The sequence below is a fragment of the Herbaspirillum sp. Her3 genome, from assembly GCF_057961275.1.
Genome location: NZ_CM176328.1, coordinates 480,269 through 506,456, shown reverse-complemented (window position 1 = coordinate 506,456; position 26,188 = coordinate 480,269). Strand labels below are relative to the sequence as shown.

Below are 26,188 nucleotides of genomic sequence, written 5' to 3'. Positions count from 1 at the left end.
CGACACCATCAATTGGTGCTGTTAACGCAAATTGATTGTGTCGTACACCGTCCTCAGGAATCATGCGTCCACAAATGTCACTTTACGGACAGCCCAAGCGCTGTTGACGGAAGGATGTGTCAATTACAACGGAGACTAAAGTCATGCCTATTCAACATGGTCATGGCAGCACTGCGCTGCCTGCCCCACAAGCCAATCTGCTCCACGCTCTGATTCTTCTCAGTACGGTGATCTGCGGCACCTTGGCGCCCACCGTGATCGGGCCCATCCTGCCTGCCATGCAGCAGCATTTTCAACATATCCCGGGAATCGAAGGGCTGGTTCCGCTGGTGGTGACGATGCCCATGCTCATCCTCGGTGTAACTGCGATGGTGATTGGTGGCATCACTGACCGCATCGGCCGCAAGCGCGTGCTGGTAGGTGCACTCGTGCTGTACTCTCTCGCTGGTGTGGCACCCCTGTATCTGGAATCGATCTATGCGATTCTTGCCAGCCGGGCGCTGGTCGGCCTGGCCGAAGCTGCGGTCATGACGGTCAGCACCACGTTCATCGGCGATTACTTCAGCGGTGCGCAGCGCGATCGCTACGCCTCGATGCAGATCACCGTGGCTTCCGTGTCGGCTTTCATCTTCAATCTGCTGGGCGGCCTGCTCGGCACGCATGGTTGGCGCACCCCTTTCATTGCCTACGCGTTGCCGCTGTTACTGGTACCGCTGGTGCAGTTCTTCCTGTGGGATACCCATGGCAGCAATGGCAAGGCGGCTGCGGGCATTCAGGATGAAGGCGACGGCATGGCGTTCAATCCTCGTCTGCTGACGGTGATTTGCCTGGTGGCTGCGGTGATCGGGATAGTCTTCATGGTGGTGCCTGTACATCTGTCCTTCATGCTCGCCGATATCGGCACCCAGTCCACCAGCGCGATCGGGATAGCTTACTCCCTCAACAGTCTGGGCATTATCTGCGGCACGGTGCTGTTCGGCTGGATTCTCGCCACGCGCCTGTCCATCACGATGCAATTCAGTGCAGGCGCATTGCTGTGCGGCGCAGGCTTCGTGGTCATGGGCATGAGCCATGCATTCCAGATCATCACCCTTGGTGCCGCCATCAATGGCGTGGGTTGCGGCATCGCCGTGCCTGCCATGATCAGCTGGGGCCTGCGCTCGTTACCATTCTCACATCGCGGATTCGGTGCCGGCGCATTTACGGCCAGCCAATTCGTCGGTTACTTCTGCAGCCCGATCATCGTCATGGGCATGGCCACGCACATGGGCTCGCGCGCAGCTGTCATCAGTGACATCGGCCATGCACTGTTGCTGCTGGCCGTACTGATGTTCCTTCTCAGCTTGCGCGTGCGTCGTTTCAAGACGAACTAGTCCTCAGCGAGGTTTCTCATGACCGCAGTATTCAAGCATGCACTACCGGTGCAGGGCGGCTTGCGCCTGCAAGGAAAGATCGCCTTGGTCACCGGAGTAGGCAATGGAATCGGCCGCGCTTGCGCACTGATGTTTGCAGCACAGGGAGCGCGTGTCATCGGTTGCGACATCGATACGCAGGCGGCAGAGCGCACGCTTTCCGAATCCCGCGCCAACGGCTTTGCTCTGGAGGAAGTTCAGGCTTGCAATCTGACCGAACCAGAGCAGGTCCGGCAGTTGGTCCAATCGGTGCTCGCCCGTCATGGTGGTCTTGACGTGCTCGTCAATGCAGCCTCATTCGCCTCGTTCGCCTGGCTGCAGGAGATGGAATATGAGCGCCAATGGCGTCATACGCTCACAGGTGAACTGGACATCGTTTTCCTGTTATGCCAGGCGGCCTGGCCGGTCCTGATTGCGCGCGGTGGCGGCTCGATCATCAACTTCGCCTCGGCCAATGCCAGCGTGGCGCTGTCCGGTTCGCCGGCGCTGGCGCATTGCGCCGGCAAGGGCGGCGTGCTGGCCATGACACGTCAACTGGCCATGGAAGGAGGACCTCATGGCATCCGGGTCAACAGCATCTCGCCCGCCCTGGTGGAGACTGCGGCCACCCGTGCCCACATGCAGGCGCAACCGGAATTTCTCGAACAGGCACTGGGCAAGATGATGATCAAGCGGACCGGGCAGCCCGAAGACATCGCCTGGTGTGCCGTGTTCCTCGCTTCTGATGAATCCAGCTGGGTGACCGCTGCCGATTTCGCCATCGATGGCGGCGCCACCAAATGGTAGGCCGCTATCAAACGTAGTTTGCATTACCTCTCGCACCACAACTATAAATAATATTCTGGAGACACCTTTCATGCACAAGCAAGCACTCCTTTGCGCTCGCCGCAAACCATCGTTGTACACCTCGGCCAGCGCGCTGGCCGCACTGCTGATCAGCGTTGGCAGCGCTGCACAGACCACCGCAGATACTGATGCGGCACAAGCAAGTCCCATCACGCAAGATAAGGCCGCCTCACTTTCAAGCGGACGCCAAGGCGTCCTCTCCGCGCTGGGAGAAACGCTCAACGACGCCGGTGTTATTCCGATTCTGGATATGACCCAGATGTATCTGACCAATCCCAGCTTTGGCCAGACCACCGGCAAACATGAAGCGCTGACCTTCATTTCGGCCGGTGCCATTTTTGACATGAAGAAGATCGCCGGCATCGATGGCGCCACCCTGCACTGGCAGCAAATGTATGTGCCCTACACGAGCAACCTGGGCTGGGGCAATCAGGCGGGTGACTCATTGGTGGGACAGGCCGGTCCCTATGTGCCGCGTGTGTCGCATCTGATGTTTCTGAGCTGGGAGCAAAAAGCGCTCAATGACCAGCTGGATATTGAAGCCGGGAAGAACAACGCCGGCTTCTTCTTCGCAACCCCGGTATGCAATCAGGACTATGGCTGCCAGAGTGCGATTCTGCAAAAGACCGCCGGCTTCAATCCCATCATCTATGCAGACTGGGGCGCTCGTGTACGCTACGACCTGACTCCGGCATGGTCGGTACAGGCCGGCGGCTGGCGTTCGAATCCGGCGTTCCCCTTCACCAATGGCTGGGAATGGGGCCAGACCGTACCGACCAGCAACACCTGGCTCGCCAATGTGACGTATCGCACGACTTACCAGAACGATCCCTATCCCAAAAGCTATGAGCTGATGTTCTATCACAATACGGCCGAGCAGACCGATCCTTATACCGGCGAGATGCACAAGGGAACGTCAGGCATGTATGTAGGCGGCCGCCAGGTGGTCTACCGGCCGGACGGCGGCCGCAGCGGCGACACCACGCCCACCGCGCTGTCCCTCTTCGGCAGCTTCACGACCAGCTTCGATGCCCACTCCAGTGCCGGCCTGGCCAATACCGGCATTGCCGGCCTGATCCTGGAAGCTCCCATGCGCAGCCGGCCGCACGACAGCTATGCGCTAAGTCTCTATTGGTCCACCCTGAGCTCCAACGAACAGCGCTATCTGCAGCAGCAGAATCTGGCGGCAGGTGGTAGCGGATACACCGTGGGCCGCACGGAGTATGGTCTCAAGCTCGACGGCAATTTTGCGCTCACGCGCAGTGTCACGCTCAATGCTTATGTGACGCGCTTATGGAATGTCAATACCTGGATGAACCCGGCTTATGCCGGAACACCCAGCAATGGTTACGCTGCCGGGATGCTGCTGAAGGTTTCCCTGGACAGTTTGCTTGGTTTGGTTGCGCATTGATATCCGCTTCCCGCGGCCGCATGTTCACCTGCAGGCGATCCTGATCCGCGCGACCAGCGTGGTCATGGTATCGCCAGAGGCAATTGCATCAGCACCGTATCGACCAGGCAATCAAACTTGCGCCCCACATTCCTGAGCGTGCCGACATGCTGGAATCCGACCTTGCGATGCAAGGCGACGGAGGCCAGGTTGCCGCTGTCGCCAATGACGGCCACCATCTGTGAATAGCCCTGCGCACGGCATTGTTCCACCAGCGCGTTCATCAGCAGCTTGCCCAGTCCCTTGCCATGGTGCCGGTTGCTGACATAGACCGAACTCTCCACCGTCCCGTTATAAGCCGAGCGTGTCCGATAGGGACCGGCATAGGCATAGCCGATCACTTCTCCCCCCTGCAGGGCAACCAGCCACGGCAGGCCGGCTCGGCGCAGCCGGTCGAGACGGCGATGCATTTCCGCCAGCGACGGCGGTACCTCCTCAAAAGTACATAGGGCTGTCAGGACGTAGACGGCATAGATGTCGAGCATGGCCGGAACGTGTTCGGAGCGTGCCTCGGCCAGGGTGATGGCAGCGCTTGGGGGAAGAATCGGGGTATCCATGGCCGCGATGGTCACATATCCGTTTTCGCTGACATAGGTTATTCTGTTTATTCATTGCATAAGTATTCCTTATATGAAAATCTCCTCGATCGACCAGTTGGAGACCTTCGTCAAGGTCCTGGACAACGGCAGTTTCTCCGCCGCTGCCGCCGTGCTGGAGGTGAGCCAACCTGCCGTCAGCCAGCAGGTGCGCGAGCTGGAGCGGCGCATGGGCGTGAAACTGGTGGAGCGGGTGGGCCGCAGCATCGCCCCCACAGCAGCAGGGGCGAGCCTGCTGGGATATGCCCGCCAGATCCTCGATACCGCGGCCCGGGCCAGCGAAGCCGTCAGCGATCATGCGCAGGGCGTGCGGGGCAGCGTACGCCTGGGCATGGGTGGCACCGCCTGCCTGCATTGGCTGCCGCCCGTGCTGAGCGCACTCAAGCAACAGCATCCTGGCTTGCAGGTGATCGTCAGTACCGGCAATACCGACGACTTCGTGCGGCGTGTCGAACACAACCAGCTGGACGTCGCCCTGGTGACGCTGCCGGTGAGCAGCCGTGCCTTGCAGGTCACGCCGGCATTGAAAGACCCCTTCGTGGTCATCGGTCCGGCCAAGGGCGCACGGCTGCCGAGGAAGACCGCGGCCACCCATCTGGCTGCCCTGCCGGTCATCCAATTTGAGCCGGGTGCCAACATCCGCCAGATCGTCGACGGCTGGCTCCTGGGCGGCGGCGTGCGCCTGCAGCCGAACATGGAGCTGGGCAGCGTCGAGGCCATCAAGGAGATGGTGGCCAATGGCCTGGGCTACGCGATCATCCCGGCCATGGCCGTGCGCAAGGCCGATCAGCGCCGCTTGCAGGTGCGTGCGATGGAGCCTGCGCTGAGCCGTGAACTGGGCCTGATCGTGCGTCACGACAAACCGATGACGCGCGCCCTGCAAGCGGTGGTCCGGGCGCTGGGCGGCAAGCGCTGAATATCGGACTCGCGCAAAAAAATCCTGAAGACGTCGCCGGTCTGCAACGGCCCTTGATGCGATGGTGGCGCTGCCTATACTTCGCACCACACTTCAAGGAGATGTTCATGAGCAATGTCACATTCAATCTCGGACTGGGCGCCACCACAGGCCGGCAGCAGGCCTCGGGCGCAGACAATGATCCCGGCAGCAGCGTGGCGGACCGGGTGGCCGCCATCATGAAGAAGATCGGCAAGCTGCAAAAGGAGGCGGCCGCACTGCAAGGTCCGCCGGAAGAGGTGGCCAAGATGAGAAAGGCCATCGAGCAGGAAATCCGTGCGCTGGAGCTGAAGATGGAAGAAATGCTCAGGCAGCAGGCACGCGATCAACAGCAAGCGCAGTCTTCAACGGACGCAGCAGGCGACGATGCCGCGCAGCCTGGCACGCCAGCATCCGGCCGGCGGACCACCCGGGCGGGAAAGCTCATTGATGAGATCGTCTGACCGGATGTGGCCAGTTGAACCAGGGACGATGATGTCCGAGCGGCACCGTACGTCAGACATTTCCCACAGCAAAAGCGCAGCTTGACTGATCCCCCTCCCCCTTCATCGCGCGCATCATGGCCCGGCCGTGAGCAAGGCAAGGCTTTGCTCACGCTCCGGATTTCCCTCAAGGAAACGCGCCATGAAAAAAATAAGCATCTCCGCCAACCGCCGCCGTTTCCTGCGGGGCGCCCTCACTGCCGCGCCGGCTGCTGCGCTGGCCGTGACCACCGTCAGCCTGACGGCCAGCGCCCAGGCGCCCTCGACCAAGGCCGACGCCGACTACAAACCCGGCTTCTTCAACCAGGATGAATTCGCGCTGCTGAGCGCGCTGGCCGATACCCTGATCCCGGCCGACGACACCGGCCCCGGCGCAGTGGAAGCCGGCGTGCCGGCTTTCATCGATGCGCAGATGAACACGCCCTATGGCCAGGGCCAGCTGTGGTACATGCAGGGCCCCTTCACCCCCGATGCACCACCCGAATTCGGCTACCAGCTGCCCTATCCGCCGCGTGAACTCTACAAAAAGGGCCTGGCCGAATTTGATGCGGCCATCCGCCAGCAATACGGACATGGCTACGTGGAACTGAACACCCAGCAGCGCGAGAAGATGATGGGCGAATTCGAAAAGGGCGACCAGGGCAGTATCAGGATGGCCTCCATCCCGCCCGGGGTCCTGTTCAACCTGCTGCTGCAGAACGTCCACGAAGGCTATTTCTGCGACCCCACCGATGGCGGCAACAAGGGCATGGGTGCATGGAAGATGATCGGCTTTCCCGGTGCCCGCGCCGACTACTACGACTGGGTGGACCAGTATGGCCGCCCTTACCCGCTGCCTCCCATCTCGCGCGCCTGAGCGCCGCGTCCCCGTCTACGCCCACGTCTGACCCAGAAAGCCCAAACACATGGCCAACAAGAACATGAAGGAAGTCGATGTCGTCATCATCGGCTTCGGCTGGACCGGCGCCATCATGGCCAAGGAAATGACCGAGGCCGGACAGAGCGTGGTGGCGCTGGAACGCGGTGTCTACCGCGACACCTACCCCGACGGGGCCTATCCCAAGACCATCGATGAACTGGAATATCAGCAGCGCTTCAAGCTGTTCCAGAACCTCAACAAATCCTCTTTCACTTTCCGCCGCAAGACCGGCGACAGTGCCATCCCCTATCGCCAGATCGCCATGTTCAAGCCCGGCGAAGGCGTGGGCGGCGCCGGCCTGCACTGGTCCGGCTGCCACTGGCGCATCCTGCCCGAAGAGCTGCGCATGCGCAGCCATTACGAGGAACGCTACGGCAAGGGTTTCATTCCGCAGGACATGACGCTGCAGGACTGGGGCGTGACCTACGAAGAACTGGAACCGTATTTCGATTTCGCCGAAAAGATGATGGGCACCTCCGGGACCGCCTACCGGGTCCGGGGCAAGGTGGTCGATGACAGCGGCAATCCCTTCGAGGCCAACCGTTCCGATACCTTCCCGCTGCCGGCGCAGAAGGAGCAATACCAGGCCGCGCTGTTTCGCAAGGCCGCGCAGCAGGCGGGCTTCCACCCCTTCACCCTGCCCTCGGCCAATGCCGCCGCGCCCTACGTGAACCAGTACGGCTGCCAGATGGGGCCCTGTACCTTCTGCGGCTATTGCTCCGGCTATGCCTGCTACAACTATTCGAAGGCCTCGCCCAACGTCAACATCATGCCGGCCCTGCGCAAGAGCAAGCTGTTCGAGTTGCGCAGCAGCTGCAACGTGCTGCGCATCGAACTGGACAGCACCCGCAAGAAGGCCACCGGTGTGACCTACGTGGATGCCAATGGCGATACCGTATTCCAGCCGGCCAATATCGTCATCGCCAGTACCTTCGCCTACAACAATGCGCGGCTGTTCCTGCTCTCCGGCATCGGCAAGCCCTATGATCCGGTGAGCAATACCGGTGTGGTCGGACGCAACATCGCCTTCCAGATGATGTCGACCATCAATACCTTCTTCGATCCGGGCAAGAACATCAACGGCTTCATCGGGGCCGGCGGCAATGGCGTGGCGGTGGACGATTTCAATGGCGATCACATGGACCACGGCCCGCTGGGCTTCGTCGGTGGCTCGCCGATCTGGTGCAATCCGTCCGGGTCCAAGCCGATTTCCGGCATCGCCGTGCCCAACGGCACACCGAAGTGGGGACGCGACTGGAAGCGTGCCGTCAAGGCCAGCTATCTCAACACCATGGCCTTTGACGTGCATGGTGCCAACATGGTCTATCGCGACGTGTATGTCGACCTCGACCCCAATTACAAGGATGCCTTCGGCCAGCCGCTGCTGCGCTTCACCTTCGACTGGAAGGACAACGACATCCGCATGAGCCGCTACGTCACCGACCAGGCGGTCAAGATTGCGCACGAACTGAAGGCCAGGGAAATCAAGGTCACCGTGAAGGACTTCGGCGCCGCCCCCGACCTGCGCACTTACCAGACCACGCACTGGGCCGGAGGCGTGGCCATGGGGACCGACCCGTCCACCAGCGTGGTGAACCGCTACCTGCAGAGCTGGGATGTGCACAACGTCTTTGCGGTCGGCTCGGGCGTGTTTGCGCAGGGCATCGGCTACAACCCGACCGGCACGGCCGTGGCGCTGACCTACTGGTCGGCGCGCGCCATCCGCGAGCAATACCTGAAGGACCCGCGCCCGCTGGTCAGCGCATGAAGACGGGAGCGATGATGAAACGACTGATCCTGATCTCCACCCTGGCGCTGGGTGCCGCCGCACTGGTGATCGGTGCGGCCCGTAATCTGGCCCATGCCGACGACTCGCTGACGGTGCCTGCGCCGCCCGGGCAACCAGTTGGCGCTCGCCTGCTCAATCGGGAAATCGCGCCGCAACGCCCCTTCGTCCTGCCCCCGGCTGACGCCGCCCTGTCCGAACGGATCGGCAAGCAAGCCAGCCCCGGTGCCGACGACCAGCAACTGCTGCGCGGCGCCTACCTGGCACGGGCCGGCGATTGCGTGGCCTGCCACACCAGCAAGGGCGGTGCGCCCTTCGCGGGGGGACTGGCGCTGGCCTCGCCGATTGGCGCGATCTACTCCACCAACATCACGCCCGACAAGGAACACGGCATCGGCCACTGGAGCTATGACGACTTCGCGCGCCTGATGCGTACCGGCGTCACCAAGGCCGGCTATACCGTCTATCCGGCCATGCCTTATCCCTCGTATTCGCGCCTGACCGACGAGGACATGCAGGCGCTGTACGCTTACTTCACCAAGGCCGTACCGCCCTCGGCGCAGGCCAACCGCAGCAACGACATCCCCTGGCCCTTGTCGATGCGCTGGCCGCTGGCGATGTGGAGGAAGCTCTTCGCACCCACGCCAGCCCCCTATATGGCACCGGTCGGCACGGATGCCCAGCTGGCGCGCGGCGCCTACCTGGTGGAGGGGCTGGGCCATTGCGGCAGCTGCCATACGCCGCGCTCGACCACGCTGCAGGAGAAATCCCTGCGTGACGACAGCAGCCGTCTCTACCTCAGCGGCGGACAGGTGGTCGATGGCTGGAACGTGCCTTCGCTGCGCAATGAACATGGCGGCGGCATTGCCGGTTGGAGCCAGGCCGACCTGGTGGATTTCCTGCGCACGGGGCGCAACCAGTACACGGCCTCGTTCGGTGCCATGAACGACGTGATCGAATATTCCATGCAATACATGACCGATGCCGATCTCAACGCCATGTCGCACTATCTGCTGAGCCTGGCCCCGCGCAATGGCGCCGAACCCTATCGCTACGATGAGGTCACGGCCACCGCCGCTTTCGAGGGTCGCCCGCAGACCCAGGGGGCGGCGCTCTACCTGGACCGCTGTGCCGCCTGCCATCGCAGCAATGGCACAGGTTATGGCAAGGCCTTCCCTGCACTGGCCGGCAACCCGATACTGCAAACCCCCGACACCGCGTCGGCCATCCGCATCATCCTGCAGGGCGGGCGCCAACCCTCTACTGACTCGGCCCCGGCCGGGCTGGTGATGGCGCCGTATGCGCATCTGCTGAGCGATCAGCAAGTGGCCGATGTCACGTCCTACATCCAGACCGCCTGGGGCAATCGCGGCGGTATTGCCAACGCCGCCGATGTCGCCAAGGTCCGCAAGACGGCACGGATAGTCGAGGACCGCGCGCCCTGAGTCTGGCCGCCGTCGCTCAACGCAGGCTGCGCGCCGCACTGTCGATCAGATCGGCCACCTGCTGCGGATGCGACACCAGCGACAGGTGGCTGGAAGGGATGGTCTCGGTGCGTGCCTTCATGGCAGCGGCAAACTGTTGCTGCACGGCAGTGGACAAGGCGCGATCGCCTTGCGTGACCAGATACCAGCTTGGCTTGTCGTGCCAGGCCGCATGGCCGATGGCGGCGCTGAAGGCCGCAGCGGCGATGGGCTGCTGCACAGCCACCAGCGCACGCACCTCATCGGCAGGCAGGTCATGGGCCATCACCTGCGCAAACACCTCGGGATCATCCAGCCAGATCAGGCCCTGCGCATCCGCCTGCAGGCCCTGCATGGGCGCCTGCAAGCGCTGCAAGGCTTGCGCCACGCTCTCGCCGGAATCCGGCGCCAGCGCAGACAGATAGACCAGCCCCTTCACCTTGTGCTGGTTTCCTGCCACAGAAATCACCGCCCCACCCCATGAATGGCCGACCAGCAGCACCGGATGCGGCTGGCGTGCGATCACGCGGTGGGTGGCCTCGACATCGGCGGCCAGGCTACTCAGGGGATTCTGTACCGCCGTCACGCGATAACCCTTCTGCTGCAACAGCACGATCACCCTGGACCAGCTGGAGCCATCGGCGAAGGCGCCGTGGACCAGCACGATATCGATGGGTGGCGGAGTCTCGGTTCGCATGGTCTGTGCCTGTGAAAGCAACGGGATCGAGGAAAGCAGGGCCATCCAGCCCGCCAGCAGGAAACGCCAGCCGGGCCGATGCCCATCATGGTTGTACATCATCAGCGGTGTCTCCTCATTCGACAAACTTGGCCTGCGGCGCCCAATGCACCGGGAAACCTGCCGCAGCCAAGGCGGGCGCGCAACCGTAGGCCTGATAGCTGGCCACGGCGTGGGTGACGAAGGAATCCTCCGCCATCATCGCGTGCAGTTCCTCTTCATCGGCACAGGTCGCCAGCACCAGGCCTCCGCCACCAGCAGCCAGCGGGCCGGCAAAGATCACGCGACCTTGCTTGAGGTTGGCGGCCAGCCAGGCCTTGTGGGTGTCGAGGTGCTGGTTCACTTCCTCGACCGGACGGGTATAGGTCAATACGACGGAAAAGATCATGATGGACTCCCGGTCAACTGATCTGCAGGCCCGCCACCACGGACGGGATCTCGTCTAGTGCCGCCCGCATGGACTGGCTGCGCAGCTCGGCACCCTTGGTCAAGCGTTCGGCGCGCACGAAACGCACACGCTGGATGCCGAGGAAACCGAAGAAGGCCTTCAGGTAGGACTCCTGATGATCCATCACCGTCGCCGGCCCGCTGGAATACATCCCGCCGCGCGTGGAGGCCACGATCACCGCCTTGTCGCCGGACAGTCCCAGCGGCCCCTGCTCGGTATAGCGGAAGGTGCGGCCAGGCTGGGCCAGCCGATCCAGCCAGGCCTTGAGCTGGCTGGGAATGGAAAAGTTGTACATCGGCACGCCCAGAACGATGACGTCGCTGGCGAGGAATTCACTGACCAGTGTCTCGGAGAGGGCATGCTCGGCCAGCACGGCCGCGTCCGTAACGGTGCCGCCGGGCTGGCGGAAGCCCGCCGCAATGGCGCCGTCGAGGTGGGCAATGGGGCTGCCCGCGAGGTCGCGCACGCTGACCCGGGCTTCGGGATGCAGGGTACGCAGATGGTCGACCATGGCGGCGCTGAGCACGCGCGAGGCGGAGGCATCGGCCAGGATGCTGGAATCGAGGTGGAGAATCTTCATGGCGAGGTCCTTTCAGGGATCGGTTAGGGAAGGCACGCAATGGAAGATACCGGCCGGGGCGCCCTGCCACTAGTCGTCGCCTGCGCATCAGATTGTTCCATTTATAGGACAATACGCGCCCTATAATCAGGTTTTCTTCAGGGCGAGCTACGTATGGAAGACCTCAACGATCTGGCTTTGTTTGCCGCCGTGGTGGTACACGGCAGCTTCTCGGCGGCAGCCCGTGCGCTGGATATCCCCAAGTCGCGCATCAGCCGTCGCGTGGCCGAACTGGAGCAGCGCCTGGGCGTGCGGCTGCTGCAACGTTCCACTCGCGTGGTACGGGTCACCGACGTGGGGGCGGCCTTCTTCACCCATTGCGAAGCCATGACCCACGCTGCGCGCGCGGCCGTGGAAGTGAGCGAGCAGGCGGGCGCCAGACCGGCAGGCCGGCTGCGCGTGAGTTCACCGATGGGCGTGGCGCACATCTTCCTGGCGCCGCTGCTGGCGCGCTTCCTGTGCGCCCATCCGGATGTTCGGCTGGAGCTGGAACTGAGCAATCGCCGCGTCGACGTCATCGGCGAAGGCTTCGATGTGGCCATGCGGGTCAGGAGCACGCTGGAGGATTCCAACCTGGTGGTGCGCACCTTCGGCACCAGCCAGCAGGTGCTGGCCGCCAGCCCGGCGTTCATCCGCCGGCATGGTCCCTTCGACAGCGTGGAAGCACTGCAGGGGCAGCGCGGGCTCGGCCCGGGCGGCATGCCCGGTCAGGCGCAGCGCTGGCGCCTGCACGGCCCGCAAGGCGAGGTGGCCGAGATCGATTACGTCTCGGCGATGGTGACGGATGACATGCAGCTGGTCATGCAGACCGCCATCGGCGGCGCCGGCCTGGCGCTGCTGCCCTTCAACGTCTGCCACGGCGCCATCGAAGGCGGCGAGTTGGTAGTGTTGCTGCCGCAGTATCGCGGCACGCCGCATCAGTTGCATGCAGTGTTTCCGTCGCGGCGCGGGCTGGTGCCGGCAGTGCGCGCCTTCATCGAATTCCTGGCCGTGGAACTGTCGCAGACCATGCAAGCGGAAAACCAGGCCCTGCTGAAACTGCTGGCGCGCAAACCGGCGCGCTCGGGCAAGACCACAAGGGCCAGGCGAGCATGATGCGGTGATGCCTTGGGCCTGCGCTCCTGACCAGTTTCCTCCCCCCGACGGCCAGGCCCCCTCAGCCCGACTGGCAACGCCTGAGTTCATCGCGCAAATCGGCAGCAAAGGTTTCGGCCAGCGCCAGCCGCTTTCCCGGATAAGGGAAGATGATGGCGCAGCGCGTGTCGAGCTCCTCCACCACCGGCCGGATCACCACACCGGCACTGGCGAACGGCTCGGCCGTGATGCGCGAGACCAGGGTGATTCCCGCCCCTTCGGCCACCAGCGCACAGGCCACCAGCGAATTGGGCGTTTCCATCGCCACCTGCACCGACACCCGCAGCTTGGAGAGCGCGTCGTCGATCTGATAGCGCATGTAGCTGTGCTGCGACAGCAGGATCATGCGCTCCCCATCCAGTTCCTTGAGCGAGACCCGCTTGCGGCGCGCCAGCCGGTGCCCGGCCGGCAGCACCAGCGCGCGCTCCAGCGGCTCCAGCGGTTCAATCGAAATGGAAGGCTGCGACAAGGGCAGCTCGACGATGCCAATGTCGAATTGCTTGGTCGCGACCATCTCGGCGATCTGGCGCGAAGGCAAGGTCTGCACGAACACCGACACCTGCGGACGAGCTGCGGCGAAGCGCGCCACCGTGCGCGGCACCAGGCTTTGCGAGAGCGCCGGCAATGTCGCAATGCGCAATGCGCCGGCACGCTGGTGGCCAATATCGTGCGCGACCTGGGCGATACGGTCGAGGTTGCCGTAGATCGGTTCGAGCTCCGCATACAGGGCTTGTGCCTCGGGCGTGGCGACCAGCTTGCGGCCGCGCCGCTCGAACAGGTCATAGCCGATGCGGATCTCCAGATGGGCAATGGCCCGGCTCACAGCAGGCTGGGTCACGCTCATCATCTGCGCGGCACCCACCACGGTGCCGGTGCGCATGACCGAATAGAAGGCTTCGATCTGGCGCAAATTCACGCTGTTTCTCATATAACCAACTCGCTATCAAGGTTCAATCATTGTGCCTCAGCGAGGTGCAGTATCGCATCTTTGCGGTGCCTTTTCTCTGCTAAATCACTCTATTTGCACCGCAACAATACACATAACAAAAAGACATAAGCAACCCTCGAAATTTTAATATTTGATGACCGAAGGACTGCCTACACTAGGACCTGTTCAGGATGAAGCCAGCGTGCAATTTGCTCAGACTTCTCCCCTTGCCGCTCCGGCTGACCACTCAACTGCAGTCCTATTCGGAGGAATACATGAAGCGAAGCACTCTTGGCGTAACGATGGCGGCCGCCTTGCTGGCCACGGCAACTTCCCAGGCGGCCGAAACGCTGTACGTCGGCGGCTACGGCGGGTCCAGCGAACAAGCCTTCAAGGAAAAGATCATTCCGCCTTTCGAGGCCAGGACGGGCAGCAAGGTGGTCTATGTGTCGGGCAACTCCACCGACATCCTGGCCAAGCTGCAAGCCCAGAAGGGCCATCAGGAAATGTCGCTGGCCATGATCGACGATGGTCCGATGTACCAGGCCGTCGGCCAGGGCCTGTGCGCCAAGATCGAAGAAGGCAGCAGCTCGCGCGAGGTCTATCCCAATGCCCGCATGATCGGGGACAAATCGATCGGCATCGGCTTCATTGCCACCGGCCTGGCCTACAACAAGGAAGTCTTTGCCAAGAACGGCTGGAAGGCGCCCGACTCCTGGCAGGACCTGACCAATCCCAAGTACAAGCAGAAAGTGGTGATCCCGCCCATCACCAATGGCTACGGCCTGCTCACGCTGGTGATGATGGCTCGCCTGAACGGCGGCAGCGAAGAGAAGATCGCACCGGGCTTCGACGCCATGATCAAGAAGGTGGCGCCCAACGTGCTGGCCTGGGAACCGTCGCCGGGCAAGATGGCCGAGATGCTGCAGACCGGTGAAGCGGCGCTGGCGGTGTGGGGCAATGGCCGCGTGCAGGCCGTCATCGACCAGGGTGCGCCGGTGGAATTCGTCTATCCCAAGGAAGGTGCGGTGGCCCTCATGTCGGCGGCCTGCGTCGTGGAAGGCGGACCGCAACCCAAGCTGGCACAGCAGTTCCTGCAATACGTGCTGTCGGCCGACGTGCAGGCCATCCTCGCCACTTCGCAGGGCTGGGGACCGGTCAACAAGACCACCAAGCTCACGCCCGAGGTCATGAAGCGCGTGGTCTATGGTCCTGAGAAAGTGGGACAGATGATTGCGCCCAACTACGGCATCATCAATGCCCAGCGCGCCGAGTGGACCAACCGCTGGAACCGCGCGGTCGAGCGCTGAAGCCATCTCACCCTTACGCGATCAGACCAGGGGATCCCCTCCATGAGCTTTCTTCAACTCAATGGCCTGTCCAAGCACTACGGCGACGTGGTGGCGGTCGGGCAGTGCGACCTGTCGGTGGCCAAGGGCGAATTCATCAGCCTGCTGGGACCATCGGGCTGCGGCAAGACCACCACGCTGCAGATGATCGCCGGTTTCGTGCAGCCCACCAGCGGACGCATCCTGCTGGATGGGCGCGATATCACCGACGTCAAGCCGAGCCAGCGCGGACTGGGCATCGTGTTCCAGAACTACGCCTTGTTCCCGCACATGACGGTGGCCCAGAACGTCGCTTTCGGCATGGAAATGCAAGGACTGGCCAGCGCCGAGCGCAGCCGGCGGGTAGCGGAAACCCTCGATCTGGTCCACCTGGGTGCGATGGCACAGCGCTATCCCAAAGAGCTCTCGGGCGGCCAGCGCCAGCGTGTCGCGCTGGCACGCGCGCTGGCCATCCAGCCGCCGGTGCTGTTGCTGGATGAACCGATGGGCGCACTCGATGCCAAGCTGCGCGAGGAAATGCAGATCGAGCTGCGCGCCCTGCAGCACCGCGTGGGCGTGACCACCATCATGGTCACGCATGACCAGGCCGAAGCCATGACCCTCTCGGACCGCGTGGTGTTGATGAACAAGGGCGGCATCGAACAGATCGGCCGTCCCTACGACATGTACGAACAACCCAACGGACGGTTTTCCTCCACCTTCCTCGGCAAAGCCAACGTATTCGCCGGCACCCGCATGCAGGGCCGCAATTGCGTGGAACTGGAGGGCTATCGCCTGCCTGCGGCCGACCTGGCCGCCACTGGCGAGGTGGAATACATCGTCCGCCCGGAGAAGCTTGAATTCACCACGCCCGAGGACGCGCTGCTGGCCGGCCGCGTGCAGGCGCGCGTGTTCCTGGGCAATCACTGGCTCTACCAGGTGCAGACACCGCTGGGCCTGGTCCAGATCAGCCAGGCCAACAAGGGTGCACCCACCTGGGCCGAAGGCGATCCGGTCAGCCTGCGCTGGGCGCCGGAACATGCCCACGTGGTGCCCCGCACGGGGGCGGCACGATGAGCGCCCGTCACAGCGCACTGCCCTACTGGATGGGGACGCCCGCCACGCTGATCACGCTGGCTTTCGTGGTCTTGCCTCTGGTGATTACCCTGTCGCTGAGCTTCTTCCCCTTCGTGGCCGGTGGCGTCACGGGCGATCACCTTACGCTTGCCAACTATCTCGACATCGCCACCGACGACTACTACCGGAACATCTTCCTGCGCACCTTCGGGCTGGCCCTGGTGGTCACGCTGATCTGCATCGCCATCGGCGTGCCGGAGGCCTACGTGCTCTCGCGCCTGTCGGAAAGATGGCGCGCCGTCTCCCTGGTCATCGTGCTGGGACCGCTGCTGATCTCGGTAGTGGTGCGCACACTGGGCTGGGCCATCCTGCTGGGCAATGAAGGCGTGATCAACAAGGCGCTCATGGCCATGGGCCTCATCGATACGCCGGTCAAGATGATGTTCACCTTTACCGGTGTGGTGATCGCGCTGGTGCACGTGCTGGTGCCGATGATGGTACTGGCCGTCTGGGCCTCGCTGCAAAAGCTCGATCCCGCCACCGAACAGGCCGCCGAATCGCTGGGCGCGGGGCTGGGCACGATCATGCTGCGCATCGTCTTTCCCCAGGTCATCCCGGGGGTGCTCTCGGGTGGCCTGATCGTGTTCTCGCTGGCCGCCAGTGCCTTCGCCACCCCGGCCATCATCGGCGGACGCCGGCTGAAGGTGGTGCCTACCACCATCTACGACGAATTCCTGGGCAACCTCAACTGGCCGCTGGGCGCGGCCCTGTCGGTGGTGTTGCTGGTGATCGTGCTGGCCGTCTCGCTGGGCGTGAACCGCCTGGTGGAGCGGCGTTACAGGCAGGTGTTCCAATGAAGACGCGCGTTCCCCTGCCCCTGATGCTGTTCCATCTCGCCTTTGCGGCCTTCATGCTGGCGCCGCTGGTGATGGTGGTGTGCGTCTCCTTTACCGACAAGGGCTACATCTCGCTGCCCTTCGATGGCGCCTCGCTGCGCTGGTATGGCGCCATTCTCGGCGACGACAGTTTCATGACGGCCTTCTACCGCAGCCTGTCGCTGGGTGTGACGGCGGCGACCCTGGCGACCTTGCTGGCGGTACCGGCCGGCATGGCCATCGCCTGGTATCGCTTCCCCGGGCGGGATGCGCTGCTGGGGCTGCTGCTGTCACCGCTGATGGTGCCCAACATCGTGCTGGGCATTGCGCTGCTGCGCCTGCTGACGCTGCTGGGCTCGCCCGGTACCGCCTGGGGCCTGACGGTAGCGCACACGGTCATCGTGCTGCCCTACGTGCTGCGCCTGGTGGTGGCGGCGGCCACCGGCTTTGACCGCACCATCGCGCAGGCCGCGCAATCGCTTGGGGCCTCGGCCTGGACCGTGTTCCGGCGGGTCGAGCTGCCGCTCATCATTCCCGGCGTGGCGGGTGGCTGGATCATCGCCTTCATCAACAGTTTCGACGAACTCACCATGTCCATCTTCGTTTCCTCGGCGGGTACCGAAACCCTGCCGGTGAAGATGTACAACCACATCGCCAACACCATCGATCCGCTGCTGGCCTCGGTCTCCACCGTGCTGATCGTGCTGACCCTGGTGCTGATGGCCTTGCTGGAACGCTTCTACGGACTGGACCGGATTCTCTCTGGAAAGACATCATGATTTCAACGGATATCGATACGCTGGTCATCGGCGGGGGCGTGGTCGGCATGTCCATCGCCTACGGACTGTCCAAGGCGGGCGAGAAGGTGCTGGTGCTGGACGAGGGCGACGATGCCTTTCGTGCTGCACGCGGCAACTTCGGCCTGGTCTGGGTGCAGGGCAAGGGCGATGAGCTGCCCGACTATGCGCGCTGGAGCATGGCCTCGGCGCAAAGCTGGTCGGCTTTCGCGCAGGAACTGACGCAGGCCAGCGGCATCGACCTGGAGCTGCAGCAGATCGGTGGCCTGCAATTCTTCCTGACCGACGACGAGCTGCGCGCCTATGTGCAAAAACTGGAACGCCTGCGCGTGGCGGTGGGCGACTATCCCTTCGAGGTGCTCGACCCGGTGGCGCTCAAGGAGCTCTCGCCGCACATCGGACCGGAAGTGATCGGCGCCGTCTACGGTCCGCGCGATGGCCACGTGAGCCCGTTGCGGCTGCTGCGTGCACTGGTGCAGCGCTTTCACACGCTGGGCGGCATCCTGCGCAATGGCGTGCGCTGCGAGCAGATCATCCATCGCGCCGGCCAGTTCCACGTCCATGCCGGTGGGCAGGAATACGTCGCCGGCAAACTGGTGCTGGCGGCCGGGCTGGGCAATCGCACCCTGGCGCCGCTGGTCGGCCTGCACGCGCCGGTGGCGCCCAATCGCGGACAGGTGCTGGTGACCGAGCGCATGCAGCCGTTCCTGCGCCATCCTTCGGGCCATGTGCGGCAGACCGGCGAGGGCGTGGTGCAGATCGGCGATTCCAAGGAAGACGTGGGTTTCGACGACCGCACCTCGATTGATCAACTGGCCCATATCGCCAATCGTGCGCGCAAGTTTTTCCCCTTGCTCGATAGTGCCAACGTGGTCCGCACCTGGGGCGCGTTGCGGGTGATGACGCCCGATGGTTTCCCCATCTATGAAGAGTCGCGCCAATGCCCCGGTGCCTTCGTGGTGACCTGCCACAGCGGCATCACGCTGGCGGCCATGCATGCCGGTCCCCTGGCGGACTGGATACGGGGCGGCGCCGAGCCCACTGCCATTTCCAAATTCAAAGCGGAGCGATTCCATGTTCAAGTCCATGCTGACGGCCAATGAAGACCGCCGCCCCGAGGTGGCCCTCCGGGTGGACGGCAAGACCATCCACGCCAGGGAAGGCGAAAGCCTGGCCACTGCCCTGCTCAATGCGGGCGTGAGTCCGCTGCGGCATACCCCGGTATCGGGAAGCCCGCGTGCGCCCTTCTGCCTGATGGGCGTGTGTTTCGATTGCCTGGTCGAAGTCGATGGCCGCCAGAACGTGCAGTCCTGCATGGTGCAGGTGGAGGCTGGCATGGAAGTGCGTCTGCCGCATGGCGCGCGCCGCGTGGGAGAGCCCGCATGATGGCGCCGACCCACGATCTCATCATCATCGGCGCCGGCCCGGCCGGGATGTCGGCTGCCATCACCGCCGCAGGATTGGGCTTGAAGACGCTGCTGCTGGACGAGCAACCGCGCCCGGGCGGGCAGATCTATCGCAACGTCACGCAGGTGTCGCCCCAGGTAGCTGCCGTGCTGGGTCCGGATTACCTGCACGGACGCAGCCTGGCCGAGCGTCTGCAGCAGTGCGGCGTGGAGTATCGCAGCGGCGCCCTGGTGTGGGAAATCACCCAGGATCTGGTGGTCACGCTAGAGCAGGAGGGACGTTCCTCCCGCTTGCGTGCGCGCCAGATCATCGCGGCCACCGGCGCCATGGAACGCCCCTCGCCGGTGCCTGGCTGGACCTTGCCGGGCGTGCTCAATGCGGGCGCAGCGCAGATCGCGATGAAGACCTCGGCCTCGGTGCCGCAGGGGCCGGTGGTGCTGGCCGGTGCCGGTCCCCTGCTGTTGCTGGTGGCCTGCCAGCTGCTGGAAGCCGGGGCCGAAGTGGCGGCCGTGGTACAGACCTCGCCACGCGACAACCTGAACCGCGCCCTGCCGCATCTGCCGGCGGCGCTGGGCGCGCCGCAATACCTGATCAAGGGCCTGAAGATGCTGTGGCGTTTGCGCCGCGCCGGCGTGCCGCTGTATCAGGGTGCCAGCGACCTGCGCATCGCGGGCAGCGTCCAGGCCGAACAGGTGCAGTTCAGCGTCGGCGCCCAGCGCCACACGCTGGCGGCCAAGGTGGTACTGCTGCACCATGGTGTGGTTCCCAATACGCAGCTGAGCCGACAGTTGCGCCTGGATCACCGCTGGGATGCCCTCAATCTGTGCTGGACGCCGGTGGTGGACGAAGGCGGCCAGACCTCGCTGGCGGGACTGCGCATCGCTGGCGACGGTGCCGGTATTGCGGGTGCGCGAGCGGCAGAATCCGCCGGTATCCTCGCCGCCGCCCATGCCGCCCTGGCCATCGGCAAGAGCGATGCTGCGGCATGCGCCGCGCTGATCGGCCAGGCGCAGGCGGAACGCACCCGGCACCTGAAGATCCGCCCCTTCCTGGATGCGCTCTATCGTCCGCCGCAATGGCTGGCCAGTCCACCCGACGAGACCATCGTGTGCCGCTGCGAAGAGGTCAGCGCCGGGCAGATCCGCGAGATGGCGCGCCTGGGCTGCCAGGGGCCCAATCAGACCAAGTTCTTCAGCCGCTGCGGCATGGGTCCCTGCCAGGGGCGCATGTGCGGCCTGAGCGTGACGCAGATCCTGGCGCAGGAGCTGGGCAAGCCGCCCGGGGAAGTGGGGGCCTATCACATCCGTACGCCACTCAAACCCATCGCGCTGGCCTCGCTGGCGGCGCTGGACCAGACCGAACCCCTTGCCGCGGACTAATCCGGGCAAGTCCATGCAGTGACATGAACCAACGTTGACAGGAGAATCGCTTGAGCACCACCGACAACAGCATCGAGAGAAAGCACACCAATGCGCGCATGAGCAAGATCGTCAAATACGGCGGCCTGGTCTATCTGTGCGGACAGACAGCCAACGGCGGCCCGCATGCAGAGGCTGACATCGGCACCCAGACTGCGGAAGTGCTGGCCCGTATCGATGCCCTGCTCAGCGAAGCAGGTTCGCACCGGGAGCGCATCCTCTCGACCACCATCTACCTGCGCGACATCGCCGACTTCGCTGCCATGAATGCGGTCTGGGACGCCTGGGTGCCCGCCGGCACCGCGCCGGCCCGCACCACGCTCGAAGCCAAGCTGGGCTCGCCCAGCCTGCTGGTGGAAATCACCGTGGTCGCTGCGCAATAAGCAGGCAGGGCCGGTGTGCCCTGCCCTGTTTTCGCTCAATACTTCACATTGGCCGACACGTACACCGCGCGCCCGTCCCCCGGGGCATGCCGGGTCTGGTCATTGATCCAGACATATTCATAGTAGCGATTTGTAAGGTTCTTGAGCTGCAACTCCAGGCTCAGCTTGGGCGTGACCTGATAGGTGGCGCTGGCGTTGAACAGCGTATAGCCGCCGAACTTGCCGCCGGTATTGGCGGTGGTCAGGTAATAGCTGCCCTGGCCGTTGACCGAGGCGGAAAGTTTCAGGTCAGCGCTGGCCTGGTAATCGATCCCGCCCGAATAGACATAGCGCGGTACGTGATCGATTTCCTTGCCGATGGTGTTGGGTGCCGTCGGATCGGGCGTGACGATTTCCGAACGCTGGCGCGAATAGGCCAGCCACACCGTGGTGCTCCTGGAGGCACGCAGATTGACTTGCAGGTCGACACCGTTGCGCCGGGTGCGGCCGACGTTTTCGGAGTCGCCGGTGGGGTCGTTCAGACGCCGCTTGACCTCATCCGAAGCTTGCTGTGCCCACGCCGCCACACGGCCATCGAGCCAGTCCACCGGGGTGAACTTGAGCCCGGTTTCCCAGCCATCGTTGATGGAGGGCCGCAAGTCGTTGTTGTTGGACTTGTAGGCTGCCGCGCCCGCGCCGACCTGGAAGGTCCGGCCCCAATTGGCGTAGACGCTGGCCTGGCGGATCGGCGCGTACACCACACTCAGCTTGGGCTGGCGGATATAGCCATAGTCCTGGATGCCATAGCTCACGCCGCGCGACGGATCGTTGAAGCGCCCGCCCACATGATCCACGCGATAGCCGGGAATGATGCGCAGCGCCTCCACCGGCTTGATCACGGCCTGCACATAGGCGCCCACCGTATCGAAGACGAAATGATGATCACGCGTCTGCGACACCCGCACCTGGTTGACCGTGTTGTAGCGCGGGCTCTGGTCTTCCTGGCGCTCCAGGTTGAAGCCGCCTTCCAGCGCCAGGTCGTTCATACCCTCCAGCGCCTGCCAGCGGGGACGATAGGTGGCTGTGGTCAGCAGGCCGTAGTGGGTCTCGTCGATGAGACGTTCCTGCTGCGAGGTGGTGGAGGAATAGCGCAGCCAGCGCTGGTCGCGTACACGGTTCAGGTAGAGCTTGGCACCGACCGAGAGCTGGTCGTCAATGTCGCCATCGAAATGCAGGCTGACCTGATCCATCTGCCGGTTGCCGCCATCGGATTGGGCATAGGCATAGGAGGACGTCGGGTTGCTGTGTGCGTCCTGGGCGGTGAGGTAGCCCGGCTCCTGCGCATAGGCATTGGCGTGGCGAATGCTAAGGCCGGTGCGATAGCGCCCGTCATCGCTGGTGTAGAACCATTTGCCGGAGAAGACGATGTTCTCGCTCTGCGCGTGCTGGCGATAGCCATCCGATTTTTCGTAGCCGAGGAAATAGTTCTGCGACCAGTTGCCGTTCTCCACGCCCTTGACCACTTGTACCTGGCGTGTGTTGAAGCTGCCATAGGTCAGGCGCGCTTCATCGTAGTTGCCGCCCTGGCGGGTGACGATGTTGACGTTGCCGGCGATGTTGTGCAGGCCGTAGCGCGCATCGTTGGTACCGCGCACGACTTCGATGCGCTCGATGTCCAGCGGGAACAGCGTGCCCAGGAAGGGCATGCCACCGGCATTGTCGTTGCTGGGCACACCATCGATGAGGAGCTTGACCGCATTGACCTCGCCCTCGCCGTTGAAACCCCGGAAGGACAGCTTGCCCGACTCGTTGCCCTGGCGGAACTGGGTCAGCATCACACCCGGCGACTGCGCAAACAGCTCCCAGTTGTATTGCACCTGCTCTTGCTGGATGCGGTCGGCGCCGATCAGGTCGACCGAGCTCAGCACATTGTTCACCGGCAGCGGGCCGCTGCGGCGACCACTGACTTCCACCGTACCCAGCGTGAGTGAAGAGTCCTCGCCAGCGCTGGCCGATTGCGCCATGGCCAAGGGTGCGGTGCCCACGGCCAGCACGCTGGACAGGGCGGTCAGTTTCAACATGGGTCGGGCGCGATGCAACGGCCCGGGCCTGCGGGCAGAAATGATGGTCATTGGTTTTGTAATCATCGAATGGCATGCGACCTCGCCCGGCAGTCGCGCTGCCGTCCCCTGGATGCCGCATGGGAAATCAGGAGCGGCAAGGATAAGGGGGGATGGTGGCAAATTGAATGTGGCAATTTGTCGCAGGGGCTTGCTACCATGCGTCATTTCACCCAGCCGACTTGCCGCGCATGAAAAAGACCGACCTCCGCACGCTCGACCTGAACCTGCTCAAGGCGCTGGCCGCCCTGCTGGACGAACGCAACGTCACCCGCGCGGCCGCCCGCCTGGGCGTGAGTCAGCCGGCCATGAGCGGGATCCTCACGCGGCTGCGCGAGAGTTTCGATGACCCGCTGTTTGCCCGCAGCCAGCGCGGCATCATCCCGACACCACGGGCGCTGGAGCTGGCCCAGCCGGTACAGCGCGTACTGCGCGACATCGACGGCCTGCTGCATCCCCCGGTATTCGACCCGGCCACTGCCCAACTGGATTTCACCATCGCTGCCACCGACTACGCCTTGCGGGCGGTGGCGCTGCCTTTCCTGGCGGCGCTCAAGCAGCATGCACCCTTCATCCGGGTGGGGCTGGCCTCGATGGAAGATGCACCGCTGCAGGAGCGGCTGGAACGCGGCGAGATCGACCTGGCCCTCACCACGCCGCAGGATACCCCGCCCGGTTTGCACGCGCGGCGGCTCTTCGATGAGCACTACGTCTGCGCGCTGCGCGAGGATCATCCGGTGGTGCGCGGGCGGCGCATGTCACTGAGGCAGTTCTGTGCGCTCGACCATGCCTTGGTGTCGTATGCGGGAGATCCCTTCCACGGTGTGACCGACGAGGCGCTGGCCCAGCGCGGACTGCAGCGGCGCGTGAGCCTGTCGGTCAAGCGCTTCCTGGTGTTGCCGGAGATCCTGCGCAGCACCGATCTGGTGGCGGTGGTTCCCTATCGGCTGGTGGCGGGCGTAGCCGGTCTGAAACTGCTGGCCCCGCCCCTGGAGATCGCCGGCTTCACCAAGACCGCCGCCTGGCACGAACGCACCCACCGCGATCCGGCCCAGCGCTGGCTGCGGCAGTTGCTCTTCGCCACGGCGGGCTTGTTGCCTTAACGGCGTGCAGCGACGGCCGCCGCTGCACGAGCCAGGCCGCTGATCCATTCCTGATGGGCATTGAGCATGGGATTGGGCAGGGTCGCCGCCAGCGTGCATGCGGGTTGGCCGTTCTGGGTTTCCTGCGTGAGGATGCGCACGCGTCCGCCTTCCAGGTCTTCGAACAGCCAGGCATGGTGCACATCCAGACGCGTTGCAGCGTCGCCCTCGACCCAGCCATGCCAGGCAACGCGGGCGGCCTGTCCAGGCTGTGGCGACAGGTACTCGGTCACTTCCGCCTCGACCGCAAAGCCGAAGGTGGTGAAGCGAAAACGTGCGCCCGCAGACAGCAGCGGACCGCTGCCGTCGTGAAAACGGATCTCGCTGGCGTTGCCGTAACAGGACGGCCACGCGGTGGTGTCGTTGAGCAGCGGCCACACCTGCGCCGCCGAGAGGCCGGCAATGATCACTTCATTGGAAACATAGTTGTCGGTGGTACCGGGCAGATAGCCGGCAGGCCAGACGATGGCGGCCTGGGTGGTGGCAGAAGCGGACACGGGGAGTTCCTGGATGAATGTTGGACAGGTCTGCATGATGCAGTCCGGTGGCTTATTCATCCAATCCTGAAAAATGATTTTTGATATCAGATGAACTGATATCTGGATCACTCCGCTATCGCCACTGCCGCCTTCTGTGCCAAACCCCAGCCGCAATAGAAGGCCATATGCGCCAATGCCTCGCCAAACTGCTCACGGCCCAATCCGTGATGGCTGGCCAGGGCAAGATAAGCCGGCAGCCGCTCGGTCTGTCCCATCGCCGCCAGGGCAACCACGGTCACCAGGGCACGTTCGCGGACGGGCAGTCCGGGACGGCGCCAGATCTTCTGCAGCAAGACCACTTCGGTGAAGTGCGCCAGTGCTGGGGAGGACGAGGCCGACTGTCCAATGCCGAACACCGCTTCCTGAAGGTGGAACGGAACGACCTCAGCCAGCTCCAGCAACGGTGGTGCCGCGGCGGCCGGCAAGTCCACTTGCAAGCCGCGCTGGAGCAGCACCTCGCGCGCCGCACCGATGGCGGCGAAGGCATTGGCCAGGCTGGCATAGCAGCCCAGATGGGTCAGCAACTCGCTGAGCTCATCGGCCGACAGGCCGCTGTCGAGCGCCTTGTTGAAGTAATGCGGATAAGCCAGTGTGGCATGGCGTGCCACCAGCGCTGCCACCGTGACCAGGGCGCGCTCGCGTGTGCTCAGGCCGGGACGGTGCCACAGTTCATCGACAACGTGCTCGCGGGTCAGATCGACCAGGGCCGGAGCCACGCTGGAGAGCATCTCGAAGAGCGCATCGGTTGCAGAGGTTTGTGACATGACGGATTCCTTTGCAATCAGGCGCGGCCGCGTGCGAATTGCGCGGCCACTTCAGCCACGCGCTTGCCCAGGTAGGCCGCCGTGGCCAGGTCGCTGGCGCCGGGGGTGACGTCGGCTGGGGCATCGTCGGATTGCGCCATGGCGCCCAGCCAGCCACCGATACGGTTGAGTTCGTCACCGGTCTTGCCGGGGAACAGATCGACACCCGCCCAGAGCATGCCGTGCTGGGCGGCGAACAGTGCCATGGTCACCAGGGAATTGAGCTTGTCGCCATGCAGCGCGCCGGAATTGGTGAAGCCGGCAGCGACCTTGTTGCGCCAGGTCTGCGGGATCCACGCCTGGCGGGTGGAGTCTTCCATGAACTGCTTGAAGCGCGCCGAGATGGTGCCGTTGTAGGTCGGCGAGCCGAAGATGACAGCTTCGCTGCCGGCGATGGCGGTCCAGTCGACACTGCCGGCCGATAGCGGCACCAGGATGGCGCGGGCACCCGCGACCTCCTCCACGCCGCGTGCCACGGATTGCGCGAGTTTTTCGGTGTGGCCGTAGCCGCTGTCGAAGACGATGCTGATGTTCATGGTTTCTCCT

General features: G+C 63.9%; 27 protein-coding genes. 18 read left to right on the top strand and 9 right to left on the bottom strand.

The window, feature by feature from the left end; genetic code table 11:
- Positions 1-143: 143 nt before the first annotated feature.
- The 3 genes from ACVC5H_RS02325 (at position 144) to ACVC5H_RS02315 (ending at position 3,669) form a co-directional block, all read left to right on the top strand.
- A complete protein-coding gene (locus ACVC5H_RS02325; RefSeq protein ID WP_489620814.1) occupies positions 144-1,373 on the top strand; it encodes an MFS transporter in 1,230 nt (409 codons plus the stop codon).
- Positions 1,374-1,391: 18 nt separating this feature from the next.
- Positions 1,392-2,198 (top strand): SDR family NAD(P)-dependent oxidoreductase, encoded by an 807-nt coding sequence (locus ACVC5H_RS02320; protein ID WP_489620813.1) that lies wholly within the window; start codon positions 1,392-1,394, stop codon positions 2,196-2,198.
- A 70-nt stretch (positions 2,199-2,268) separates the two neighbouring features.
- The gene (locus ACVC5H_RS02315; protein WP_489620812.1) at positions 2,269-3,669 is read left to right on the top strand and encodes a carbohydrate porin; all 1,401 of its coding nucleotides are present in this window, start codon (positions 2,269-2,271) and stop codon (positions 3,667-3,669) included.
- Positions 3,670-3,731: 62 nt separating this feature from the next.
- Here the strand turns inward: ACVC5H_RS02315 and ACVC5H_RS02310 are convergent, their stop codons facing one another.
- Positions 3,732-4,265, bottom strand: a complete 534-nt coding sequence (locus tag ACVC5H_RS02310; protein WP_489620811.1) for a GNAT family N-acetyltransferase — start codon at positions 4,263-4,265, stop codon at positions 3,732-3,734.
- A gap of 73 nt (positions 4,266-4,338) precedes the next feature.
- Between ACVC5H_RS02310 and ACVC5H_RS02305 the strand changes: the two genes are divergently transcribed.
- From ACVC5H_RS02305 to ACVC5H_RS02285, 5 genes are all read left to right on the top strand, one after another.
- Positions 4,339-5,220 carry a LysR family transcriptional regulator gene (locus ACVC5H_RS02305; protein WP_489620810.1) on the top strand — a complete coding sequence of 294 codons (882 nt, stop codon included), beginning with the start codon at positions 4,339-4,341 and terminating at the stop codon, positions 5,218-5,220.
- Between the two features lie 107 nt (positions 5,221-5,327).
- Positions 5,328-5,702, top strand: coding sequence for a hypothetical protein (locus ACVC5H_RS02300; RefSeq protein ID WP_489620809.1), 375 nt, complete (start codon positions 5,328-5,330; stop codon positions 5,700-5,702).
- Positions 5,703-5,883: 181 nt separating this feature from the next.
- Positions 5,884-6,597 (top strand): gluconate 2-dehydrogenase subunit 3 family protein, encoded by a 714-nt coding sequence (locus ACVC5H_RS02295; protein WP_489620808.1) that lies wholly within the window; start codon positions 5,884-5,886, stop codon positions 6,595-6,597.
- Between the two features lie 49 nt (positions 6,598-6,646).
- Entirely contained in the window at positions 6,647-8,428 is a 1,782-nt protein-coding gene (locus ACVC5H_RS02290; RefSeq protein ID WP_489620807.1) for a GMC family oxidoreductase, read from the top strand.
- Between the two features lie 14 nt (positions 8,429-8,442).
- Entirely contained in the window at positions 8,443-9,891 is a 1,449-nt protein-coding gene (locus ACVC5H_RS02285; RefSeq protein WP_489620806.1) for a cytochrome c, read from the top strand.
- A 16-nt stretch (positions 9,892-9,907) separates the two neighbouring features.
- On the opposite strand, the gene ACVC5H_RS02280 is transcribed toward ACVC5H_RS02285, so the two are convergent.
- From ACVC5H_RS02280 to ACVC5H_RS02270, 3 genes are read right to left on the bottom strand one after another with little or no spacing between them, the layout of a single operon-like run.
- Positions 9,908-10,708: an alpha/beta fold hydrolase gene (locus ACVC5H_RS02280; RefSeq protein WP_489620805.1), complete on the bottom strand. Its 801-nt coding sequence runs from the start codon at positions 10,706-10,708 to the stop codon at positions 9,908-9,910.
- A gap of 13 nt (positions 10,709-10,721) precedes the next feature.
- Complete coding sequence (locus ACVC5H_RS02275; RefSeq protein WP_489620804.1) at positions 10,722-11,033, bottom strand: YciI family protein; 312 nt, start codon at positions 11,031-11,033, stop codon at positions 10,722-10,724.
- 13 nt (positions 11,034-11,046) lie between these two features.
- Complete coding sequence (locus ACVC5H_RS02270) at positions 11,047-11,673, bottom strand: FMN-dependent NADH-azoreductase (protein WP_489620803.1); 627 nt, start codon at positions 11,671-11,673, stop codon at positions 11,047-11,049.
- Positions 11,674-11,826: 153 nt separating this feature from the next.
- On the opposite strand from ACVC5H_RS02270, the gene ACVC5H_RS02265 reads away from it, so the two are divergent.
- Complete coding sequence (locus tag ACVC5H_RS02265; protein ID WP_489620802.1) at positions 11,827-12,807, top strand: LysR substrate-binding domain-containing protein; 981 nt, start codon at positions 11,827-11,829, stop codon at positions 12,805-12,807.
- Positions 12,808-12,868: 61 nt separating this feature from the next.
- On the opposite strand, the gene ACVC5H_RS02260 is transcribed toward ACVC5H_RS02265, so the two are convergent.
- Positions 12,869-13,762, bottom strand: a complete 894-nt coding sequence (locus tag ACVC5H_RS02260; RefSeq protein ID WP_489622640.1) for a LysR family transcriptional regulator — start codon at positions 13,760-13,762, stop codon at positions 12,869-12,871.
- A 287-nt stretch (positions 13,763-14,049) separates the two neighbouring features.
- Between ACVC5H_RS02260 and ACVC5H_RS02255 the strand changes: the two genes are divergently transcribed.
- The 8 genes from ACVC5H_RS02255 to ACVC5H_RS02220 are packed head-to-tail and all read left to right on the top strand — an operon-like array spanning position 14,050 to position 21,059.
- Positions 14,050-15,084 carry an ABC transporter substrate-binding protein gene (locus ACVC5H_RS02255; protein WP_489620801.1) on the top strand — a complete coding sequence of 345 codons (1,035 nt, stop codon included), beginning with the start codon at positions 14,050-14,052 and terminating at the stop codon, positions 15,082-15,084.
- A gap of 42 nt (positions 15,085-15,126) precedes the next feature.
- Positions 15,127-16,179: an ABC transporter ATP-binding protein gene (locus tag ACVC5H_RS02250; RefSeq protein WP_489620800.1), complete on the top strand. Its 1,053-nt coding sequence runs from the start codon at positions 15,127-15,129 to the stop codon at positions 16,177-16,179.
- The gene (locus ACVC5H_RS02245) at positions 16,176-17,036 is read left to right on the top strand and encodes an ABC transporter permease (RefSeq protein WP_489620799.1); all 861 of its coding nucleotides are present in this window, start codon (positions 16,176-16,178) and stop codon (positions 17,034-17,036) included. The genes ACVC5H_RS02250 and ACVC5H_RS02245 overlap by 4 nt, the downstream gene beginning before the upstream one ends.
- Complete coding sequence (locus tag ACVC5H_RS02240; protein WP_489620798.1) at positions 17,033-17,833, top strand: ABC transporter permease; 801 nt, start codon at positions 17,033-17,035, stop codon at positions 17,831-17,833. The genes ACVC5H_RS02245 and ACVC5H_RS02240 overlap by 4 nt, the downstream gene beginning before the upstream one ends.
- Positions 17,830-18,954 carry an NAD(P)/FAD-dependent oxidoreductase gene (locus ACVC5H_RS02235; RefSeq protein ID WP_489620797.1) on the top strand — a complete coding sequence of 375 codons (1,125 nt, stop codon included), beginning with the start codon at positions 17,830-17,832 and terminating at the stop codon, positions 18,952-18,954. The genes ACVC5H_RS02240 and ACVC5H_RS02235 overlap by 4 nt, the downstream gene beginning before the upstream one ends.
- Positions 18,926-19,237 (top strand): (2Fe-2S)-binding protein, encoded by a 312-nt coding sequence (locus tag ACVC5H_RS02230; protein ID WP_489620796.1) that lies wholly within the window; start codon positions 18,926-18,928, stop codon positions 19,235-19,237. The genes ACVC5H_RS02235 and ACVC5H_RS02230 overlap by 29 nt, the downstream gene beginning before the upstream one ends.
- On the top strand, positions 19,234-20,637 hold the full coding sequence (locus ACVC5H_RS02225; RefSeq protein WP_489620795.1) for an FAD-dependent oxidoreductase: 1,404 nt from the start codon (positions 19,234-19,236) through the stop codon (positions 20,635-20,637). The genes ACVC5H_RS02230 and ACVC5H_RS02225 overlap by 4 nt, the downstream gene beginning before the upstream one ends.
- Before the next feature lie 50 nt (positions 20,638-20,687).
- Entirely contained in the window at positions 20,688-21,059 is a 372-nt protein-coding gene (locus ACVC5H_RS02220) for a RidA family protein (protein WP_489620794.1), read from the top strand.
- Positions 21,060-21,094: 35 nt separating this feature from the next.
- Here the strand turns inward: ACVC5H_RS02220 and ACVC5H_RS02215 are convergent, their stop codons facing one another.
- Positions 21,095-23,119 (bottom strand): TonB-dependent receptor, encoded by a 2,025-nt coding sequence (locus tag ACVC5H_RS02215; protein WP_489620793.1) that lies wholly within the window; start codon positions 23,117-23,119, stop codon positions 21,095-21,097.
- A 230-nt stretch (positions 23,120-23,349) separates the two neighbouring features.
- Between ACVC5H_RS02215 and ACVC5H_RS02210 the strand changes: the two genes are divergently transcribed.
- Complete coding sequence (locus ACVC5H_RS02210) at positions 23,350-24,261, top strand: LysR family transcriptional regulator (RefSeq protein WP_489620792.1); 912 nt, start codon at positions 23,350-23,352, stop codon at positions 24,259-24,261.
- Here ACVC5H_RS02210 and ACVC5H_RS02205 read toward each other — a convergent pair.
- The 3 genes from ACVC5H_RS02205 to ACVC5H_RS02195 form a co-directional block, all read right to left on the bottom strand.
- Positions 24,258-24,797 (bottom strand): SRPBCC family protein, encoded by a 540-nt coding sequence (locus ACVC5H_RS02205; protein WP_489620791.1) that lies wholly within the window; start codon positions 24,795-24,797, stop codon positions 24,258-24,260. The two genes, ACVC5H_RS02210 and ACVC5H_RS02205, sit on opposite strands and share 4 nt — an antisense overlap.
- Positions 24,798-24,904: 107 nt before the next feature.
- Positions 24,905-25,603 (bottom strand): carboxymuconolactone decarboxylase family protein, encoded by a 699-nt coding sequence (locus ACVC5H_RS02200; RefSeq protein WP_489620790.1) that lies wholly within the window; start codon positions 25,601-25,603, stop codon positions 24,905-24,907.
- A gap of 17 nt (positions 25,604-25,620) precedes the next feature.
- Complete coding sequence (locus tag ACVC5H_RS02195) at positions 25,621-26,178, bottom strand: flavodoxin family protein (protein ID WP_489620789.1); 558 nt, start codon at positions 26,176-26,178, stop codon at positions 25,621-25,623.
- Positions 26,179-26,188: the final 10 nt, after the last annotated feature.